The 15,122-nt window shown below is 59.4% G+C and carries 16 protein-coding genes; 14 read left to right on the forward strand and 2 right to left on the reverse strand.

The features are described 5' to 3' along the window. Positions 1–170: 170 nt before the first annotated feature. The gene (locus ABFB52_RS06890; protein WP_085748123.1) at positions 171–1,052 is read left to right on the forward strand and encodes a peptidoglycan DD-metalloendopeptidase family protein; all 882 of its coding nucleotides are present in this window, start codon (positions 171–173) and stop codon (positions 1,050–1,052) included. 106 nt (positions 1,053–1,158) lie between these two features. Further along, the gene (gene rpoS / locus ABFB52_RS06895; protein WP_007954831.1) at positions 1,159–2,166 is read left to right on the forward strand and encodes an RNA polymerase sigma factor RpoS; all 1,008 of its coding nucleotides are present in this window, start codon (positions 1,159–1,161) and stop codon (positions 2,164–2,166) included. 489 nt (positions 2,167–2,655) lie between these two features. Here the strand turns inward: rpoS and fdxA are convergent, their stop codons facing one another. Together fdxA and mutS are read right to left on the reverse strand one after the other, a co-directional pair. Further along, positions 2,656–2,979, reverse strand: a complete 324-nt coding sequence (gene fdxA / locus ABFB52_RS06900) for a ferredoxin FdxA (protein WP_007908827.1) — start codon at positions 2,977–2,979, stop codon at positions 2,656–2,658. A gap of 163 nt (positions 2,980–3,142) precedes the next feature. After that, positions 3,143–5,725 carry a DNA mismatch repair protein MutS gene (gene mutS, locus ABFB52_RS06905; RefSeq protein ID WP_129973412.1) on the reverse strand — a complete coding sequence of 861 codons (2,583 nt, stop codon included), beginning with the start codon at positions 5,723–5,725 and terminating at the stop codon, positions 3,143–3,145. 210 nt (positions 5,726–5,935) lie between these two features. Here mutS and ABFB52_RS06910 point away from each other — a divergent pair, with 210 nt between their 5' ends. The 12 genes from ABFB52_RS06910 (at position 5,936) to ABFB52_RS06965 (ending at position 15,111) form a co-directional block, all read left to right on the forward strand. Beyond that, positions 5,936–6,670, forward strand: coding sequence for an XRE family transcriptional regulator (locus tag ABFB52_RS06910; protein ID WP_085666844.1), 735 nt, complete (start codon positions 5,936–5,938; stop codon positions 6,668–6,670). Between the two features lie 512 nt (positions 6,671–7,182). Continuing rightward, positions 7,183–7,599, forward strand: coding sequence for a tail fiber assembly protein (locus ABFB52_RS06915; RefSeq protein WP_085748125.1), 417 nt, complete (start codon positions 7,183–7,185; stop codon positions 7,597–7,599). Positions 7,600–7,728: 129 nt separating this feature from the next. Further along, positions 7,729–8,157: a tail fiber assembly protein gene (locus ABFB52_RS06920; RefSeq protein WP_085748126.1), complete on the forward strand. Its 429-nt coding sequence runs from the start codon at positions 7,729–7,731 to the stop codon at positions 8,155–8,157. A 144-nt stretch (positions 8,158–8,301) separates the two neighbouring features. After that, complete coding sequence (locus ABFB52_RS06925) at positions 8,302–8,493, forward strand: Com family DNA-binding transcriptional regulator (RefSeq protein ID WP_085748127.1); 192 nt, start codon at positions 8,302–8,304, stop codon at positions 8,491–8,493. 4 nt (positions 8,494–8,497) lie between these two features. Then, on the forward strand, positions 8,498–9,076 hold the full coding sequence (locus tag ABFB52_RS06930; protein WP_085748128.1) for a DUF642 domain-containing protein: 579 nt from the start codon (positions 8,498–8,500) through the stop codon (positions 9,074–9,076). A gap of 111 nt (positions 9,077–9,187) precedes the next feature. Next, positions 9,188–9,526, forward strand: coding sequence for a phage holin family protein (locus ABFB52_RS06935; protein ID WP_007954843.1), 339 nt, complete (start codon positions 9,188–9,190; stop codon positions 9,524–9,526). A 74-nt stretch (positions 9,527–9,600) separates the two neighbouring features. Beyond that, positions 9,601–10,122, forward strand: a complete 522-nt coding sequence (locus ABFB52_RS06940; RefSeq protein WP_085748129.1) for a hypothetical protein — start codon at positions 9,601–9,603, stop codon at positions 10,120–10,122. A 3-nt stretch (positions 10,123–10,125) separates the two neighbouring features. Beyond that, on the forward strand, positions 10,126–10,734 hold the full coding sequence (locus ABFB52_RS06945; RefSeq protein ID WP_129973411.1) for a phage baseplate assembly protein V: 609 nt from the start codon (positions 10,126–10,128) through the stop codon (positions 10,732–10,734). A 14-nt stretch (positions 10,735–10,748) separates the two neighbouring features. Continuing rightward, positions 10,749–11,081 (forward strand): phage baseplate protein, encoded by a 333-nt coding sequence (locus ABFB52_RS06950; protein WP_085683341.1) that lies wholly within the window; start codon positions 10,749–10,751, stop codon positions 11,079–11,081. After that, positions 11,078–12,073: a baseplate J/gp47 family protein gene (locus ABFB52_RS06955; protein WP_129973410.1), complete on the forward strand. Its 996-nt coding sequence runs from the start codon at positions 11,078–11,080 to the stop codon at positions 12,071–12,073. Before ABFB52_RS06950 ends, ABFB52_RS06955 begins: the two co-directional genes overlap by 4 nt. After that, positions 12,070–12,705: a phage tail protein I gene (locus ABFB52_RS06960; RefSeq protein ID WP_129973409.1), complete on the forward strand. Its 636-nt coding sequence runs from the start codon at positions 12,070–12,072 to the stop codon at positions 12,703–12,705. The genes ABFB52_RS06955 and ABFB52_RS06960 overlap by 4 nt, the downstream gene beginning before the upstream one ends. Then, positions 12,706–15,111, forward strand: coding sequence for a phage tail protein (locus ABFB52_RS06965; RefSeq protein ID WP_129973408.1), 2,406 nt, complete (start codon positions 12,706–12,708; stop codon positions 15,109–15,111). The last annotated feature ends 11 nt before the right edge of the window (positions 15,112–15,122 follow it).

The raw sequence follows: 15,122 nt of genomic DNA on the forward strand, positions 1-15,122 counted from the left end.
TCTTACAGCGGCAGCGAATGTTTAAACAGGATGGATCGTCTACAAGCAAACGTGTGCGCCGAGCCATAGCGCTTCTATAAAGGTAAAGCCGGTTGCGCCCGTTATACTTGCGAAGTTTCATGCCGGAATCGGCATTCCACATTTTTCAGCCACCACAAAGGGAGCGGCGGGTGAGTCTCACAGTCATTGCGCAGCGTATGGGTAACACGAGCTTTCAGCGCCTGGTGACTGGCCTTGTCTTGAGCACCTTGCTGGTCGGTTGCTCCAGCACAAAATCGAGCAACGTTCGGGTCGTCGATCGCAACAATGCGGTGGCCCAGCGTCCGGTCGTGACGACCGGGCAGTATGTAGTCCGTCCGGGCGATACTTTGTTTTCCATCGCTTTTCGCTACGGCTGGGACTACAAAGCCCTCGCCGCCCGGAACAATATTCCTACGCCATACACGATCCATCCGGGTCAGACGATTCGCTTCGATGGCCGCACCGGTTCAACGTCGACGGCGGTCGTCACCAACTCCGGCTCTTCAGCGTCTTCGTCCAGCAAAACCACGGTTATCCGGCGCCAGGCAAATGGCACGACAACCACTACGACCACGGGTTCCGGTGCGGCTTCCACGGCGGTTGTACCGTCCGTCGCCAACAAGCAAACCCCCGCTCCGTTGCCTCCACCGGGCCCGGCCCCGACCGGCTGGGGATGGCCATCTAATGGCATTCTGATTGGAAAATTCTCTTCAAACGGTAGTTTGAATAAAGGAATTGATATCGCCGGAGATTTGGGACAGCCTGTTTTAGCTGCGTCTGATGGGACGGTGGTATACGCCGGGAGTGGCTTAAGGGGCTACGGCGAATTGGTCATCATCAAACACAGCGAAACCTACGTCAGTGCTTACGGACACAACCGTCGGCTGTTGGTACGGGAGGGGCAGCAGGTCAAGGTCGGACAGACAATTGCCGAAATGGGGTCAACGGGTACAGACCGGGTGAAACTGCATTTTGAGATTCGCCGACAAGGTAAACCTGTAGATCCGCTGCAGTTCCTGCCAAGACGTTGATTTGCAGACCAGCCTGTTCCGTCGCGTAGAGGGGACAGGCTCCAGCGTTGCCAAGGATAAAGGCGCCGCTTGAGCTTGGGGTCGAACTCACCAAAGGACTATAACAATGGCTCTCAGTAAAGAAGTGCCGGAGTTTGACATCGACGATGAGGTTCTCCTGATGGAGACCGGCATCGATTCGGATTCGATGTCGAATGATGAAGGGGCTGCTCCACCTTCCGTTCGTGCCAAATCCAAACACTCCGCTTCACTTAAACAACATAAGTACATCGATTACACTCGGGCACTCGATGCCACGCAGCTGTACCTCAACGAAATCGGCTTTTCCCCACTGCTCTCCCCGGAAGAAGAAGTTCATTTTGCGCGCTTGTCGCAAAGTGGCGACCCTGCCGGGCGCAAGCGCATGATCGAAAGTAACCTGCGGCTGGTGGTCAAAATCGCCCGGCGTTACGTCAATCGGGGGCTGTCGCTGCTGGATCTGATCGAAGAGGGCAACCTCGGATTGATCCGCGCGGTGGAAAAGTTCGATCCGGAGCGTGGCTTCCGCTTCTCGACCTACGCGACCTGGTGGATTCGTCAGACCATCGAACGCGCGATCATGAATCAGACCCGGACCATCCGGTTGCCGATCCATGTGGTCAAGGAGCTCAACGTGTACCTGCGGGCTGCACGGGAGCTGACGCAAAAGCTCGACCACGAACCTTCACCCGAAGAAATCGCCAACCTGCTGGAAAAACCGGTGGGCGAAGTCAAGCGCATGCTGGGCTTGAACGAGCGGGTTTCTTCGGTCGACGTCTCGCTGGGTCCGGATTCGGATAAAACCCTGCTGGACACCCTGACGGATGACCGTCCGACCGATCCATGTGAACTGCTGCAGGATGACGACCTGTCGCAGAGCATCGATCAATGGCTCTCGGAGCTGACCGACAAGCAACGCGAGGTGGTCGTGCGCCGCTTCGGCCTGCGCGGCCATGAGAGCAGCACGCTGGAAGATGTAGGCCTGGAGATCGGCCTGACCCGGGAACGGGTGAGACAGATCCAGGTAGAAGGCCTCAAGCGCCTTCGGGAAATTCTCGAGAAAAACGGCCTGTCGAGCGAGTCGCTGTTTCAATAAGCCACCCGCATGACCGCTATACAGAAAGCCCCGACTGGTTCGGGGCTTTTTGTTGGCGCACTGAAAGCGGGAGGCGTTCCCACCTTGTAGGTTTGCGTTGTAAGCCTTTGCTGACTGTATCGTAAGTGTTCGTTATTTTTACACTGCCGCTGAAGGCGATTGCGCTCATGGCTGAATCGTAACGCAATGATTTATATGGTTATTTTTTGATGTGAAGGGCTTATGACAGCAGGTTAGTGCGCTGGAGGCCAGTTGCCGCCGGCGGGGAAATCTCTAGTATCTGGGTTGTGTCGACGGATAGACACGCCCTTCAAGGAAGAGGGGAACGGACATCGCAGGAAGCGATTCATCAGGACGATGAGAAGGAACACAGGGAATAGGGAAAAAATGTGGGCGGGTCAAACCGCCCCTTTTTTTTGCCTGAAATAAAGCAAAACCCGCAAAAGCAAAAAGGCCCGCAAGGGGCCTTTTCTTCAAACGCGGGACAGATCAGCGTTCGAGGTCTTTGATCTTGCCTTTGACGCCATCCCACTCTTCGGCATCCGGCAGCGATTCTTTCTTTTCGGTGATGTTCGGCCAGATCTCGGCCAGTTCTACGTTCAGCTGAATGAATTCCTGCATCTCTTCCGGAACTTCGTCCTCGGAGAAAATGGCCACGGCCGGGCATTCCGGCTCGCACAGGGCGCAGTCGATGCACTCGTCCGGGTGAATCACCAGGAAGTTCGGGCCTTCGTAAAAGCAGTCCACCGGACAGACTTCTACGCAGTCGGTGTACTTGCACTTGATGCAGTTGTCGGTGACGACGAAGGTCATTTCTAATTTTCTCCTCAGGCGGCGGCAGCGTTGCCCCTTCACGGTTGGGGTCGCCAGGTTCGGGAGCGATGTCTGCCAGCCAGGCTATTAGCCAGCAGCATCCCAAACCGCGCGAGATTCTAACAGCTTGAAGCCGTTTGCGTTATATCCGGTTCGTCGGTGCTTAGATCCGGTTCTTTAGTGCATAGAGCATTTCGAGTGCACGACGCGGTGTCACGTCATCCAGATCCAGCTTGGCCAACTCATCCAGCACCGGGTGCGGCAGGCTGGCGAACATGTCGCTCTGCTGCGGCGTCGCCGGTTTGCCCTTGACGGCCGGTTTTGGCGCCTCATGCGGCAGCGCGGTATCTTCCAGGCGGCTCAAGTGCTCACGAGCACGTACGATCACTTCGCTTGGCACACCGGCCAACTGCGCGACCGCAAGGCCGTAGCTCTGGCTCGCGGGCCCTGGCAACACATGGTGCAGAAACACAATGCGTTCGTTGTGCTCGGTGGCGTTGAGGTGCACGTTGGCCACCAGCGGTTCGGCTTCCGGCAACACGGTCAGTTCGAAATAGTGCGTCGCAAACAGAGTATAGGCGCGCAGCTGCGCCAGACGCTCCGCCGCCGCCCACGCCAGGGACAGACCGTCGAAGGTGCTGGTGCCGCGACCGACTTCGTCCATCAGCACCAGGCTGCGCTCGGTGGCGTTGTGCAGGATGTTCGCGGTCTCGCTCATTTCCACCATGAAGGTCGAGCGCCCGCCGGCGAGGTCGTCGCTGGAACCGATCCGGGTGAAAATCCGGTCCACCAGCGACAGTTCGCAACTGGCCGCCGGCACGAAGCTGCCGATGTGTGCCAGCAGCACGATCAGTGCAGTCTGGCGCATATAGGTGGATTTACCGCCCATGTTCGGACCCGTGATCACCAGCATGCGGGTGTTGTCGTCCAGGCTCAGGTCGTTGGCCACGAACGGCGTGGTCAGCACTTGCTCGACCACCGGGTGACGGCCCTGGGAGATACGCATGCACGGTTCGCTGACGAATGTCGGGCAATTCAGGTCGAGATTCAGCGCACGTTCGGCGAGGTTGCTCAGCACGTCCAGCTCAGCCAGGGCGCCAGCGGTGTCCTGCAACGGCGGCAACTGGCTGATCAGGTCTTCCAGCAACGCCTCGTAGAGCATTTTCTCGCGAGCCAGAGCGCGGCTCTTGGCCGACAGTGCCTTGTCTTCAAACTCTTTCAGTTCCGGGGTGATGAAGCGTTCGGCACCTTTGAGGGTCTGACGGCGGATGTAGTCTGCCGGCGCCGATTCAGCCTGCTTGCTTGGCAATTCGATGAAGTAGCCATGAATGCGGTTGTAGCCGACTTTGAGATTGGCGAGGCCGGTGCGGGCCTTTTCACGGGCTTCCAGATCGATCAGGAACTGGCCGGCGTTCTCGCTCAGCGATTGCAGTTCGTCTAGCTCGCTGTCGTAACCGGTTTTCAGCACGCCGCCGTCACGGATTACCGCTGGCGGGTTGTCGATGATGGCTTTTTCCAGCAGCGCCGCCAGTTCCGGGTAAGTGCTGGTGGTGGTCGCCAGACGTTGCAGGTGCGGCGCCTCGAGATCGGTCATCGCTACTTGCAGTTCAGGCAGCGCACCGAGCGCATCACGCAGGCGAGCGAGGTCGCGAGGGCGGGCATTGCGCAGGCCGATCCGCGCCAGAATCCGCTCGATGTCGCCGATTTCCTTGAGTTGCGGTTGCAGGTTTTCAAAACGATAGCGGTCGAGCAGGCAAGTGATCGAGGTCTGGCGAGCCAGCAGCACAGTCAGGTCGCGCAGCGGACGGTTGAGCCAACGGGTCAGCAAACGGCTGCCCATGGCCGTCTGGCAACGGTCGACCACCGATTGCAGGGTGTTGTCGCGGCCGCCAGCCAGGTTGGTGTCGAGTTCGAGGTTGCGGCGGCTGGCGCCGTCCAGCACCACGGTGTCGTCCAGCCGCTCATGGCGCAAGCTGCGCAAGTGGGGCAGGGCGGTGCGCTGGGTTTCCTTGGCATACGCCAGCAGGCAACCGGCGGCGCCGATTGCCAAGGTCAGGGTTTCGCAGCCAAAGCCTTTCAGGTCCTGGGTGGAGAATTGCTGACAGAGGCTTTTCAGCGCCGAATCGCGCTCGAAATCCCACGGTGCACGACGACGTACCCCACGGCGTTTTTCTGCCGGCAAGTCTTTTGGCCAATCATCCGGGATCAACAACTCGACCGGATTGACCCGCTCCAGCTCCGCCAGCAGGTTTTCCCAGCCCTTGATCTCCAGCACGGTGAAATTGCCGCTGGTGATGTCCAGCACAGCCAGGCCGAACAGGCGCTCGTCGCCCAGCACCGCCGCGATCAGGTTATCGCGACGCTCATCCAGCAACGCCTCGTCACTGACCGTACCCGGGGTGATGATCCGCACCACCTGACGTTCCACCGGGCCTTTACTGGTGGCCGGGTCGCCGACCTGCTCGCAGATCACCACCGACTCGCCGAGCTTGACCAGCTTCGCCAGGTAGCCTTCCGCCGCGTGATACGGAATCCCGCACATCGGAATCGCCTGCCCCGCCGACTGCCCGCGCGCGGTCAGGGTGATGTCCAGCAACTTGGCCGCCTTCTTCGCGTCTTCGTAGAAGATCTCGTAGAAGTCGCCCATGCGGTAGAACATCAGCTGGTCCGGGTGCTGATTCTTCAGGCGCCAGTACTGCTGCATCATCGGAGTGTGGGAGGACAGGTCGGAGACGGCTTTATTCATCGGATTGTCAGGCAACTCGTTCAAAGGTGTGGGGCAAAAGCGCGGCAGTGGCCGGGCTTTTCCGCGATGGGCGCAAGGTTACCATGGGCGGTCTGTCGGACGCAGGCATCGCGGTCGGGTGACATGCATCGGTGGTAAAAAGGTCGACTATGCACGATTTATGCAAATCAGCATTTGTCTTCCCGAAAAACTTCAAGCACTATGCGCGTTATGCAAAAACGCAACGTATCTACCGTCTTAAGAGCACTGCTCGACCAGCACGGGATCTCCCCCACGGAGCTCCACCGTCGCACCGGCGTGCCTCAATCCACGCTCTCGCGGATTCTCAGCGGGAAGATCGTCGATCCTTCGGATAAACACATCTCGAAGATCGCCGAGTACTTCGCCGTGAGCACCGATCAGTTGCGCGGGCGCGCGGATGTTGCGCCTGCCGCCAACGGCGGACGCGACGAGTTGCATTCCGAACTCAAGGACATAAGCCTGTGGGACGACGACACCCCCGTCGATGACGATGAGGTGTCGGTGCCCTTTCTTCGCGAGGTTGAATTGGCTGCTGGATCAGGAAGATTCGTCATCGAAGAGAGCGAACGCTCCAGCCTGCGCTTCGGAAAGCGCAGCCTGCGCCATAACGGTGTGCAGTTCGATCAGGCCAAATGCGTGACGGTACGGGGCAACAGCATGTTGCCGGTACTACGCGACGGTGCCACGGTTGGCGTCAACGCCGGCAAGTGCGGGATCGGCGACATCATCGATGGCGACCTTTATGCGATCAACCACAATGGTCAATTGCGGGTGAAGCAGCTCTATCGCCTGCCTACCGGTATCCGTCTGCGCAGCTTCAACCGCGATGAACATCCGGACGAGGACTACAGCTTCCAGGATATGCAGGAAGAGCAGATCGTCATCCTCGGTCACGTCTTCTGGTGGGGCATGTACGCCCGTTAACCCGATCCCTTTCAGATAAAACCCGCCTCGGCGGGTTTTTTTTCGCCTGTAGAAAACCGGGCAACCCTTGATTGGCGGGGCTTCCATGCATCCGCGCATTTCTCGTGCATAAATAAATGCATTTGCGCATTGACTGTATATGCATCCATGCATATTCTTGCCACCAAGCCGCTCGACAAAGCGGCTGGCAACAACAGCTCTTTAGTTCCACAAGAACAGGCAGCGATGAACCGGCCTCAACGGTTCAGAGGGTTGGCAACTGACCCGGGTGTGCAGCGTAAAGCACCAGAAGCAGTTATCCGGCGGGCAGGGACCGCGGTCGGAAAAACAATTTGAATGGACTCGTACCGCGCCAGTAGCGCCGAAAAGTCAGCTTCCTTCACGAACACAGGATTGAAGGAAGGCAAAGGAGTGCATTACTGAAAAGCCCGGCGGATTGCCGGGCTTTTTGGAATGCCTTCTGGGCAGAAACAGAAATGCCGGGAGGCCGGCAATCAAAAAGGATGATGACCATGAAGAAGTACGTGCGTGTTGTGGATGGCAAAGTCGACAACATCTTCGAAACCAACAACCCGATCACCGACGATTTTCCGGCGAGTCAAGTCTGGGTGGATGTCACCGCATTGCCAAAGATCGACTACTCCTGGAACGCGGTGAATACCGATGGCGTCTGGACCTTTACCGACAGCGATATGTGGGGTCAGCCATCGCAGTTGTCCATGCAGCTGCGCGCCGAACGCTCCCGCCGATTTGATCGAGTCAACGCCACTCTGCTGGCTACCGCCCTGGAGCAGAAGGTTGAGCTGGGTCTGGCGACGCCTGCCGATATCGCGGGGTTGCAGGCTTACAAGCAGTTTTTCGTTGATATGAGCAACGTCAACAAACAGCCAGGTTACCCGCTGGCAATCACCTGGCCTGAAGTTCCATAAATCACCGTTTCATGACTCTGCATAAGGACCGCATGACTGAATGACCCGGCGTATAGCCGGGCTTTCTGGATTGCCTGTCCGGCAGGAACGGAAATGCCGGGATTCCGGCAATCAAAAAGGACGATAAGAATGAATCGATACGTTTTCATCACGATGCCCAATTCCAAGGTTTATCGGGTGGTTGATACCGACGAAGGGATGCCGGTCAGCTTTCCTGACGGATTGGGGGGGCTGTGGGTGGATGCCACAGGAAACACGGAAGTCGTGGTCGGATGGAATGCCCGACTGGTCAACAACCAGTGGGAGTTGCATGCACCCACTTTCGAAGAGGTGGCAAGCCAGGTCAAGTTCCTCGCCACTGAGAAGCTATCGAATGCCAAAGGTTGGCTGACGTTCAACCCGCTGGATTACAAGCAGGATCTGGGCATCGCAACGCCGGAGGAAGAAGCGGCGTTGCTGGCTTACAAGCAATACGTCATCGCCGTGTGCGATTACAGGAATCAACCGGGTTACCCGTACACCATGATTTGGCCGACAGAGCCTTTTTCGCTGGTTTGAATCGACGACCCGATTGTTCTGGTCTGTATGACCGAAAAGCCCGGCCCCTGCGCCGGGCTTTCTGGAATGCCTGCCTGAGGCAGGCGCTTCAACAAGGTTTCGCGGCATGAGCAAGGCCACGCAGAGAATCAAAAGGATTTGTCGATGTTGAAAGAGTGCCGCTGCGGCCATTGCAAAAGACTGCTCGCCCGGGTGGGCGAGTACACAGAACTCCAGATCAAATGTTCCCGCTGCGGAACGTTGAATCATGTGAAGGCCGCGAGCCCCGAGCGATCGCCTGTGAGCGACATGCGTGCTGCATCGTCAGCACAACCTGATCAATCTCCTCATAGGTAAAGACATGAACATTCTCAAGAAATACGTAGCACCGTTTCTCGCTGTTGCACTGCTGGGCAATGGCGGCAGCGCAATTGCCGCCAACCTCCTGGTGAACGGCAGCTTTGAACAATCGACATGCGGTGGTGGCTGCATTCTGGACACCCCGGCAAAAACCAATGCCATCACAGGCTGGACGACGTTCCTGTCCGGTGCCGAATACTTCAACATGCCCAATGCCATCGGCGGTTCTGTGGCAGCGGATGGCGTGATGATCGTCGACCTGGCCAACTACGTTTATGGCAACGGTGGCGGGATTCAGCAGAATTTCGCGACCACTCCGGGCGCCAAGTACCGTCTGACTTTCAGTGCCGGCAACTCCCGATTCGCCAGCCGCTCCGGCGACGGTGTCATTCAGGTGAAAGTGGCCGGGCAAACCGCTACGTTCAACACACCGACAGCCAAAGGCGTCGCGGTCGAGTGGAGCACCGTCACTTACGAGTTCACCGCGATTACCGCGCAGACAACTCTGGCGTTTTCCAACGAGCAGAACCCGTACGCCAACTACGCCTTCATCGACAACGTCATTGTCGAGCGCCTGTAACTGCTGAATGCGCGGAACCTGTCGCTGTTCTTCCCCGCATCAGAGGCGACACCCGTCCGGTGTCGCCTCTTCACTTTCTCTTCATTCATCAACGCTTTCAGGAGGCGTGACATGACAAACGAGCAACAAGCGTTGCTGGACATGCCAATCTGGCTGGTCATCCTCCTTGCCGTGGCGGGCGGGGTGTCCGGCGAAATGTGGCGCGCCGACAAGGAGGGCGCCCGCGGCTGGCCGCTGCTGCGGCGGCTTGCCTTGCGCTCCGGTGCCTGCATGATCTGCGGCGTGTCGGCAATCATGCTGCTGTACGCCGCCGGCATGTCGATCTGGGCCGCCGGGGCATTTGGTTGCCTCACTGCAATGGCCGGTGCCGACGTCGCCATCGGCCTTTACGAACGCTGGGCTGCCAAGCGCATCGGCGTCTGCGAAGTTCCGCCGCGCGACCCGCAATAACCCATTCACTTTCCTGTCTCGCTGCACGCCGTGCGGCGGGACTTCGCGTGGACATCAGAAAAAGGAGGTCAAGCATGCCCACACCGATCCAGCAGCCTTCGCAGTTGTTCACGGCGATGGCGACAGCCTTGCGCAACAGCTCCGAGCTGAACGTGCAGGTCGGTAATCACGATGACTTCACGGCCCCCGGCGACAAGGCCTGGGTGTTGATCGATATCGAACGCAATGCATCGGGAGAGCGCGCCGCCAACGGACGGATTGCCCATGTGCTGACGCTGTCGCTGCAAGTCATTCCGGCGCTGTCCGCCACGGCATTTGCCGCCTGTGATCTGATCGCCGCGCTGAAGAACCTGATCACCGACAACCGCTGGGGCTTGCCCGGCGAGCAATGCGATCTGCCGATGAACATCGATGGAATGCCGTCATTGCTCGTCCGCGCCGATCAGCCGAACAAAGCCTGGACGCTGTCGTTCAACCAGACCCTCTACCTGGGCCCGACCCTGCTGGACGACCCACTCGGCACACCGAAATTCGCCCGCACCTGGGAAGTCAGCGACATCGACGATCCCGACCAATACACCTCGCTGGAGGCCTGATCAATGTTCGACGCATTACTGCGAATGCACATGGCACCGATCATCGAGCGCCTGGCGGAAATGGAAGCGGAGATCGAAGACCTGCACCGGCGTGCCGAGAGTTATTGCCGCATCGGCATCTGTCAGGAGGTTGATGCGGGCAGCAACACTTGCCGAGTCAGCCACGGTGGTCTGCTGACGCCGGCCATCAAATTCTTCAACCCCAGCGCCGGCGCGCAGAGCGAGTCGCGGATCCCGACGGTGGGCGAACAGTGTCTGCTGTTCAACTACGGCAGTGGCGAAAGCGGTGCGCAGAGCGTGGCGTTGTTCGGCCTGAACAGCGACCGCTTTCCGCCTACCTCGACGGTGCCGACGTTGACTCGTCGCGTCCATCAGGACGGCAGCGAGAGCGGCTACGACGACGCCACGCACACCCTGCACTGGCAAAACGGTCCGGCAGCTTTCAACGGTTCTCGCGAATCGCTTGAGCTGAGCATCGGCCCCGCGCGGCTGGCGATGACGCCCCAGTTGATCAACCTGCAACTGGGTGCTGTCGGGCTGACCATCGACGCCTCGGGCGTGCACTTCAGTGGCCCGTTGGTGGATCACCAGGGTCGCGTCATCAGCCCCTGAATCAAGAGCCTCCCATGATCGGAATCGATAGAGACAGCGGGGCCACGGTCGACGACTGGCTGCAATTCGTGCAGCGCGCGACACGAGCCCTGACCACGCCGCTGGGCACCCGGCAAAAAAGGCCCCTTTATGGTTCGTTGATACCCACGCTGCTAGGGCAAAACCTGGGCGACGACATCCTGTTGCTCGCCCAGAGCCACGCAGCTCAAGCGTTCTACAACCCGCAAAACGGCATCAGCGATTTTCAGCCCGGCGTGATCGTCGCCACCCGACAGGGCGCGGGTTTGCTGTTGCGATTTGCCGGCACCTGGAAAAACCGCCAACAGACTTTCGAGGTCGTGACATGAGCATGTTGATCCCTGGCCAGAACCAGTTGGCCGAACCGTCGCTGATCACCGTCGACGTTTTCGAAGACTTGCTCGCCGAGTTCAAGACGTTCGTCGTCGAGTATGTCGGCGCGCGTTCGCCGCAGAGCGCGGCCAAACTCAAGGCCAGCCTGGAGAACGAAAGCGAACTGCTGACACTGGCGCTTGAGGCTTTCTGCGTTCGATTGCAAACCCATGAACGCAAATACAACGCCCGGATCAAGCAGATGCTGGCGTGGTGGGCAACGGGCAGCAATCTAGATGCGCGGTTGGCGGACATGGGCCTGGAGCGACAGTTGCTCGATCCGGGCGACCCGGCGGCATTCCCGCCGGTGCCGGCGATATACGAGAGCGACGACGACGCGCGGCTGCGTTATTACCTGGCGCCCCACGCTCCGGCGGCGGGTTCGCGGATGCAATACCGCCGCGAGGTGTTCACCTTGGGCGAACGTCCGACGGTAAAAGTCGAATCCACCGATGCCGGTGTCGTGAACGTCACTTATACCTTCGCCCGGGACGGTCTTGCCGCGCAGGTCAAGGACGGCAACGGTCGCCGCACGGCGCCTGGCGAAGTGCAAGTCACCGTGCTTGCCCGCGAGGGCGACGGTACGCCGTCCCCGACCTTGCTTGAAGGCGTGCGCCAACACTTTTCCCGGCCCGACGTCTGTCCGGAAACCGACAAGGTCACGGTCAAAGGCGCAGAGATTCAGCGCTACAAAATCCGCGTCGTGGCGAAGATCAATTCCGGTCCGGATTCGGGCCTGACCAAGGTCGCCGCGCAGCAACACCTGCAGGCCTACGCCGACAGTTGCCATCGCCTGGAAGGCCGGGTCGATCCGAGCTGGATCGACTACACGCTGCACAGCGCCGGCGCCGTGCAATTGCAGATTCTTGAACCTCTGGATTCCGTTGTGTGCTCGGCGTTTCAAGCACCGTACTGCACGGCGGTCGAGGTCGAGGTGCAGACGCTATGACCGATCAGACACCGCGTCCGACCCTGCTGCCAGCCAACAGCTCGGCGCTGGAACGGGCCCTCGACATCGGCTTCGGCGCACTACTTGATCGCGTCGCGCCGCCGTTTCCCGAACTGATGAATCCGGCTTCAACTCCCGTCGCGTTCCTGCCGTATCTCGCGGCAGATCGTGGTGTTGCCGAATGGAGCACCGACGCACCGGAAGCGGAAAAACGCCTGACCGTCGAACTGGCTTGGCCCACCGCGCGCCAGGCCGGCACTCGCAAGGCGCTGGAGAACGCCGCCAAGGGTTTGCAACTCAGGCCGGAAATCCGCGCCTGGTACGAACAGATCCCGCCCGGCGAGCCTTACAGCTTTTCCGTGCGGGCCTTCACCGAACAACCCTACAGCGAAGCCATCGACGCCCGTCTCGACCGACGCCTGGCCGATGCCAAGAGCGAACGGGACGTGCTGTCGGTGTCTGTCGGCCTCAGCGCCTTCGGCAATCACGTCATCGGCGCCGCGACCTTCTGCGGTGAGCTGACCACGGTGTATCCGGTGTTCCTCGAAGGGCTCGAGACATCCGGTGAGGCCTTCATGGCGGCGGCGCTATACACCGTCGAAACATCCACTATTTATCCTCAGGGGGCCTGAATGGCTGACTATTACACCCTGCTCACCAACGCAGGGATTGCCTACGAAACCGCCTGCAAGGCGGCGGGCGTACCGATCAAGCTGACGCAGATTTCCGTCGGCGACGGCGGCGGTGCGGTCTACAACCCGGCCGCGACGGCTACTGCGCTTAAACGCGAAGTCTGGCGCGGTCCGCTCAATGCGCTGTTCCAGGACGAGAAGAATCCGAGCTGGCTGCTCGCGGAAGTGACCATTCCGCCGGACGTCGGCGGCTGGTATGTGCGTGAAGCCGGGCTGTGGACCGACACCGGGATTCTCTACGCCATTGTCAAATACCCGGAGTCGTTCAAGCCGGTGCTGGCCACGTCCGGCTCGGGCAAAGAGTTCTACATCCGCTCGATTTTCGAGACCAGCAATGCCGCGCTGGTGACGCTGCTGATCGATGACACCGTGGTCAAGGCCACTCGGGCGTGGGTCATGAGCTACCTCGCCGAAGAACTCGGCAAGCTAGATGGCAAACAATCGGTGCGCGTCGCCGCCACCGCCAATGTGGTGTTGAACGGTGCGCAGCAGATTGACGGTGTGGCGGTGGTTGCCGGTGACCGTGTGCTGTTGCCGAACCAGACCCTGGCCAAGGACAACGGCCTGTGGATTGTGGCCAACGGTGACTGGACTCGAGCGAATGATGCCAACGTCAGCGCCAAGGTCACCCCGGGTCTGACGGTGATGGTGGAAGAGGGCGCGCTCAACGGCGATTCGCTGTGGCACCTGACCACCAATGCGCCGATCACCCTCGGCACCACTGCGCTGACGTTCAAGATGCTGGCAGGTCGTACCGGGATTGCCGCCGGGACTTACAAGAGTCTGACGGTCGACGAATATGGCCGCGCAACTGGCGGCTCGAACCCCGACACATTGTCCGGTTTCGGCATCAAGGATTCGTACACCAAGGCTGAAGTCGAGGCGCTGATTGCCAAGGCCTCGGCATTGCCGGTGGGGTCGATTGTCGCGTTCCCGGTTGACTCGCCACCGCCGGGCTTTCTGGAGCTGGACAACAGCGTCAAGAGCAGCGCGACCTACCCGGACTTGAGCGCCTATCTGGGTGGCAAGTTCAACAAAGGGGATGAGGGTGTCGGGAATTTCCGCTTGCCTGAAGCGCGTGGGGAGTTCTTGCGGGGTTGGGATCATGGGCGTGGGGTGGATGCCGGGCGTGGCATTGGCAGTTGGCAGGCTGATGACAACAAGGCACATACGCATACAGCCGTTGGTACGATTTACTCGTATGGTCATTTGGCGGCTGGTCCAGGGCGTGACTTTCAGAGTTCCAATGTCACTACTTCCTCGGCGGGCGGTTCAGAGGCGCGTCCACGCAACATCGCCGTCATGTGGTGCATCAAAGCCTGGAACGCGCCGGTCAATCAGGGAAACATCGACGTAGCGGCACTGGTCAAGGAAGTTTCCCGGCTTGGATCTGCCGTTCCGGTGGGTGCCGTCATGGCGTTCCCGACGGGGATCGTTGCGCCTGGTTTTCTTGAGCTGGATGGCAGTGTGCAGAGCATTGCAACCTATCCGGATCTGGCGGCGTATCTTGGCACCACTTACAACAAAGGTGATGAGGGGGCCGGAAACTTCCGGTTGCCTGAAGCACGTGGTGAGTTCCTGCGAGGTTGGGATCACGGACGCGGTGTCGATGCAGGCAGGGCAATCGGCAGTTATCAACTCGACTCGCTTCAGAACATCACAGGGCAGTATTCCGCGAACAACGGTGTTCAGCTTGCAGCAACGGGCACGGTCGGCGGCGCTTTCAGTGCGACAGCGGCAGGTGGGACGCAACTCCCCGCAGGCACAGCCTCTACCGGTGTCATCAATATGTCGTTCGATGCTTCGAGGGTGGCACGCACTTCGACAGAAACCCGCCCACGCAACCTGGCAGTGATGTGGTGCATCAAGGCCTGGAACGCGCCGATCAATCAGGGAAGCATTGATGTCGCTGCGTTGTCGGTGCTGGCGCAGCAAGCGACCGAAAGCAATCAAGGCACGGCAAAAGTTGCTACTCAGGTGCAGGCTGATGCAGGTGTGGATGACACGACTATCGTGACGCCGAAAAAGCTTCGTTGGGGGTTTCAGATCCTCAAGGCCGCAAATGGCTACGTCGTTTTTCCAACATGGTTGGGTGGTTTCATCCTTCAGTGGGGCTACGCCTCGATTCCCGCTGTATCAACGGCAGTGCCTTTTACGTTGAGCTTCCCCAATGCCTGTTTGGGTGTTCAATCCACACCGTTCAACGTTTCGGGGGCGGCGGATGTCATTGAGCTTTCAGGCCTGCCTTCGAAAACCGCATTCACAGCCGTCGGCGTCAGCTCCGGTGTTTCGGGAGCACCATTGCAAACAGCCACAAACTTCTTTTGGCTCTCGATTGGACATTAAAGGTGAATGGC

Origin of the sequence: Pseudomonas sp. 9.2(2024), assembly GCF_039695385.1 — a bacterium.
GTDB classification, from domain to species: domain Bacteria; phylum Pseudomonadota; class Gammaproteobacteria; order Pseudomonadales; family Pseudomonadaceae; genus Aquipseudomonas; species Aquipseudomonas paraglycinae.